A 5690-nucleotide genomic window follows, 5' to 3' on the forward strand; every position below is an offset into this window, starting at 1 on the left:
CTACTCCCCAAACAGTCTCAATCTGCCAATTTGGTCCACCTTGAAGCTTTTCTCTTACTCTTTTAACATGCACATCTACAGTTCTAGAGTCTCCTGGATAATCATATCCCCAAACCTCACATAAAAGTTGTTGCCTTGTAAACACTCTATTTTTATTAAGTGCTAAATAATGTACTAATTCAAATTCTTTAGGTGGCATTTTAACTTCTGCACCTTTATATGTAACATTGTAGGAATTAATGTCTATTTCTAGGTCTTCGAAATTCAAAACTTCCTTACCACCATTATCTAAGTTATAACGCCTAAGAACAGCTTTTACTCTCGCAATTATTTCTTTTGGCTCAAAAGGCTTCACTACATAATCATCCGCTCCAAGCTCTAGTGCTAATACCTTATCAAAAGTTTCACCTTTAGCCGTAAGCATAATAACTGGGGTTTCATGTTCTTTTCTTATCCATTTCAAAACATCAATCCCATCAATATACGGTAACATTATATCCAAAAGCACTAAATCTGGTTTATAGCTTAAAAAAGCTTCCTGTGCATCTCTACCATCATGTGCTACTTTTGTTGCATACCCAGAGCTTTCAAGATACATCTTAATTACCTCGGCAATATTTTTATCATCATCAACTATTAGTATTTTACCTATAGTTCCTTCCATATCAGCACCTCCAAATTGTTTTCTCTATTTTTTATCAATTACATTCAAATAAATTCACTTATAAATAATTTACCTTATTACTAATTTATCATACTTTAATGTCAACTTATTAGTTTTTTTAAAATGTTACAAATTATTCACCGTTACAATGGAATAATTGCCTTATGTTTATAGTTACCCTTTATATATATTATAATCATTATTTCACTATTATGTAAATATTATTAATTTTCACTTTAATAAAAAATAGCGATGCTTTATTATAAAAATAATAAAGCATCACTATTTTAAACTATGTAATTATAAGTTATTCGCATCTTCAAATAGCTTACTAACAGAAACATCTTCATATATTCTCTTTATAGCCTCAGCCAAAATTGGTGCTACAGATAATGTAGTAAATTTTGAGCATTGTTTCTCTTCTGGTATCTCAATTGTGTTTAATATTATTAATTCTTTTATTACAGAATCGTTTATTCTTTGAATAGCAGGCCCGGATAACACTCCGTGACTACAACAAGCATAAACCTCTTTTGCTCCTAGTTTAACTAAAGCATTAGCTCCATTAGTTATTGTACCTGCAGTATCTATCATATCATCCATCATGATAACCGTCTTATTTTTTATATCTCCTATAACATTCATAATCTCTGCAACATTAGCTTTTGGTCTTCTTTTATCAATTATTGCTATTGGTGCATGTAATTTATCTGCAAATTTTCTTGATCTAGCAACGCTTCCAAGATCTGGTGCAACTACAACTACGTCATCCCTATCCTTAAAACCATTTTCAATATAGTATTTTGCAAGTATTGGAGTTCCCGTCATATTATCAACAGGAATATTGAAATATCCTTGTATTTGGGCTGCATGTAAATCCATCGTAAGCACTCTATCTGCTCCTGCAGTTGTTATAATATCTGCCACAAGTTTTGCTGTAATTGGATCTCTAGCTTTTGCCTTTCTATCTTGCCTTGCGTATCCGTAATATGGAATAACAGCTGTTATTCTTCCTGCTGAAGCTCTCTTAAACGCATCAATCATAATAAGTAATTCCATTAAATTATCATTTACTGGAGCATTAGTTGATTGAACAACAAATACATCTGCTCCTCTAACTGTTTCGTGAATATTAACAGATATTTCTCCATCACTAAAAGTTCCTACATTCGAATCTCCAAGTGGCACTCCGAGTATATCTGCTATATCTGATGCTAATTTAGGATTTGAGTTACCTGTGAAAATCTTAATGTTTTTGCCATGGCTTATCATCTGCAGTCCTAATTCTCAAAATATATAAAAATCATATTTTAATATAATTTTTATATATTTTCATTCTATTTACTAAACAGAATGGCAGTGCACGGTATTAAAATCTTACATACTACATCACGTAATTTTTCATATACCCATTCTACTGCGAAAATCAGTTTTCCACCTCCCTTTGTAATTTACTTACTGAATACTTTACTATTTATTTATTAAGTCCTTTTTTAACTACCCAATTTTCAATATTCTTCTGCCTCGCTCTTGCTATTGCCAAAGCATTTTTAGGAACCTCATTTGTAATTGTAGACCCTGCAGCAGTATACGCATTATCGTTAACTGTTACAGGCGCTACTAGATTAGAATTACAGCCTATAAAAACATTATTGCCTATCGTAGTTTTATATTTTGCTTTCCCATCATAATTTACAACCACTGTTCCGCAACCAAAGTTACATCCGCTTCCAACGTCGGCATCACCAATATATGTAAGATGAGATACTTTTGTATTATCTCCAATAGTTGATTTTTTTATTTCAACAAAATCACCTATTCTAGCATGTTTACCTATATTGCTTTCAGGCCTTATATATGCGTAAGGTCCTACAGTAGTTTTCTCTCCTATTTGGCTTTCAATTACTACTGAACTTTGAATTACAATTCCATTTCCTAAAATACTATCAGTAATTCTATTATTTGGATAAAGAACACATTCGTCTTTAATAATAGTTTTGCCTTGTAGTACATTTCCTGGATATATAATAGTATCTTTGCCTATTATAACATCGTAATCTATGTATGTATTGCTTGGGTCCATTATTGTTACTCCGTTTTCCATATGCTTTTCATTTATTCTTTTTCTCATAATTGCCTCTGCATTTGCAAGCTCTACCTTAGAGTTAACAGCAGTAATTTCATCAGGTGAAACATCAAACGCTCCAACTTTAAGCCCTCGATTTTTTAATATACCAATAACATCCGTTAAATAGTATTCCTTTTGAGCATTGTTATTATTTAATTTATCTAAACTAATAAGGAGCTCTTTTATGCTAAAGCAGTACATTCCCGAATTTATTTCTTTAACTAATTTTTCTTCTGGCGTTGCGTCCTTAAACTCAACTATTTTCTTAACTTCCCCATTTTCGCCCCTAATAATCCTACCATATTTTTCAGGGTCACTCATCATTGAAGTTAATATAGTAGCTTTATAGCTTCCTTTTTCATGATAATCTAAAAGTTCTCTAACAGTGTGCTCACTAATTAGTGGCCCATCACCAACAAATATTGCGACGATACCTTCATTTTCACCTAAAAAATCTTTAGCACACATAACCGCATGCCCTGTCCCTAACTGATCTTCTTGAACAGAATAATTGATTTTTCTATTCTCTGTTCCTTTTTTAACCTCTGCAGCTCCTCTTCCAATTACCACATCTACCATTTCAATATCTGCACTTCTCATGGTATCAATAACATGATTTATCATTTCTTTACCACAAACTTTATGCATAACCTTAGGAGTATTTGAATTCATTCTTTTTCCTTCACCTGCAGCTAATATTATAGCGCATTTATACAAATAAAACACCTCTTTATACAATAATTCGACATATTTACATATTAAATACTACATTAACTTTAATTAAAATACATTATATTATATATATATTATATTTTATAAAGCATTTAATTGCAACTAGCCTTAACTATTTTTCATTATTTTTCTTCAAAAAAATAAAAGGGGTTTCCCCCTCTTTTTTATACGTCTATAACTTCCTTCGTTTTTTCTACTACTTTCTCTACTACTCTTGACACTGGTTCTTCATTTTTCACTTTTTCATACTCGTCTAAAATAGCTGTTTGAATTTTTTCTCTTGTTTGAGTATTTATTGGATGAGCTATGTCCTTAAATTCTCCATCTGGTGTTTTTCTACTTGGCATCGCAATAAAAAACCCACTTTGCCCCTCTATAACTTTAATATCATGAACAACGAATTCATTGTCAAAAGTTATTGATACAATCGCTTTCATTTTACCTTCTGTAGCTATTTTTCTAATTCTAACATCTGTGATTTCCATACACTCCACCTCCAAGTTGCATTATACGTTATATTTATACTATTTCTCTATAAATTGTATTTTTCCTTCTAAATTTATAAATAAATATAAAATATTTTGAATATTACGCTTTTTCAAAAGTTTCTGATGGAGTTAACTCTGCAATACCTTCATTATTTATTCCCGTAAACTGAATAATTGATATATACTCATCTACCAATTTATGCCCACTTTCAACGTTATCTACAAGAACCCCAATACCTAAAAGTTCACTTTCGAATTCTTTAAGCAAATTAATTATACCTACTGCAGTCCCTCCTGCTTTCATAAAATCATCTATAAAAACACATTTGCTCTCTTTTTTTATTGATTTTCTAGATAATGACATAGTTTGAATTCTATTACTAGAACCTGATGCATAATTTATACTAACAGTACTTCCTTCAGTAACCTTAGGATCATGACGTACAATAACTAATTGAACACCTAACATCTTTGCCACCTCATATGCCAGTGGTATTCCTTTGGTCTCGACTGTAACTACATAGTCTATATCTAACTCACTAAAAGCAGAAGCAAGAATTACTCCCGCTTTGTGCACTATTTCTGGATTATACATAATATCAGTCATATATATAAAATTTCCTGGTATTACCCTATCTTTTTGTATTAAAACTTTGCATATCTCATCTGCAAATATCCTACTTTCTTGCTTTGAGACTCCACAAATGTATTTTACTCCACCCGCTGCTCCAGCTACTGTTTCAATTCTTCCCATTGACAACTCACTCAAAGTTTCTCTTACAATAACAATGTCTTCACTAATTGTGGATTTAGCGGCATTAAATAATTCTGTAAAAGTTTTTAGATTTATTGTTTTATTGGGGTTTTCTGTTAATACCTTTGTTATCCCTGTAACTCTTTGATTTCTACTATACTTATTCATAATATATCACCCATATTTTTATTTTACGAATTTTATCTGGCAAAATCCATAATATAATTCGTATTTTAATTGTAAATCTTTTTTATCTTTATTACAATGCTTATAAAGCCTAATTTAAAAACATTACAGCAGATACTTTAATTTATTAAAAATAATAATAATAATAATATATTTTCAATTTATTTTATCAAATTAGGTATAAATCATGTTTACATGATACTATTTAGTGTTTTATATAGTTTTTTTTGATTTGTGTATAGTTTCTCTGCAATTTTGTATATAATTAAGATGTGCTTATATACTATTATTTAATATAAGCAATACTAATAAACTTACCATATAATAAATAATAATCATTTTTAAGGAGTTGATATAATGTCTTTTGATTTTATAAAAGATAAGAACAAAAAAATTCATTTCATAGGTATAGGCGGTATAAGCATGAGCGGTCTTGCTGAAATACTTGTGCAAAATGGCTATAAGGTTTCCGGTTCCGATATGCATTCATCACATATAACCGATAAACTTAAAAATCAAGGTGTTGAAGTATATTTAGGCCATGATGGCAATAACATAAAGGATGTAGATTTAGTAGTTTACACTGCTGCTATTCCTCCTGAAAATCCTGAATATATTAAAGCCAATCAATTAAACATTCCTCTAATGGATAGAGCTGAATTTTTAGGTCAAATTATGAAAGGTCATAAATATAACGTTGCAGTATCCGGTACGCACGGTAAAACAACTACAACTTCG

Annotated in this window: 6 protein-coding genes; 1 reads left to right on the plus strand and 5 read right to left on the minus strand. The window is 30.7% G+C overall.

What is annotated here, in order from left to right:
- The 5 genes from Q0649_RS20510 to purR all read right to left on the minus strand — a co-directional run.
- Positions 1 to 664 (minus strand): response regulator transcription factor (locus tag Q0649_RS20510; protein ID WP_298846253.1); only part of this gene is annotated, 664 nt, incomplete at its 3' end.
- Positions 665 to 964: 300 nt separating this feature from the next.
- A complete protein-coding gene (locus tag Q0649_RS20515; protein WP_298846257.1) occupies positions 965 to 1936 on the minus strand; it encodes a ribose-phosphate pyrophosphokinase in 972 nt (323 codons plus the stop codon).
- A gap of 202 nt (positions 1937 to 2138) precedes the next feature.
- Positions 2139 to 3509: a bifunctional UDP-N-acetylglucosamine diphosphorylase/glucosamine-1-phosphate N-acetyltransferase GlmU gene (glmU, locus tag Q0649_RS20520; protein ID WP_298846260.1), complete on the minus strand. Its 1371-nt coding sequence runs from the start codon at positions 3507 to 3509 to the stop codon at positions 2139 to 2141.
- 179 nt (positions 3510 to 3688) lie between these two features.
- Positions 3689 to 4009, minus strand: coding sequence for a septation regulator SpoVG (gene spoVG, locus Q0649_RS20525; protein WP_298846263.1), 321 nt, complete (start codon positions 4007 to 4009; stop codon positions 3689 to 3691).
- A 103-nt stretch (positions 4010 to 4112) separates the two neighbouring features.
- A complete protein-coding gene (gene purR, locus Q0649_RS20530; RefSeq protein WP_298846266.1) occupies positions 4113 to 4934 on the minus strand; it encodes a pur operon repressor in 822 nt (273 codons plus the stop codon).
- Between the two features lie 375 nt (positions 4935 to 5309).
- Between purR and Q0649_RS20535 the strand changes: the two genes are divergently transcribed.
- A partial coding sequence (locus Q0649_RS20535; protein WP_298846269.1) for a Mur ligase domain-containing protein occupies positions 5310 to 5690 on the plus strand: 381 nt, incomplete at its 3' end.

Origin of the sequence: uncultured Clostridium sp. (genome assembly GCF_937920395.1) — a bacterium.
In the GTDB taxonomy this organism is placed as follows: Bacteria; Bacillota; Clostridia; order Clostridiales; family Clostridiaceae; genus Clostridium_AD.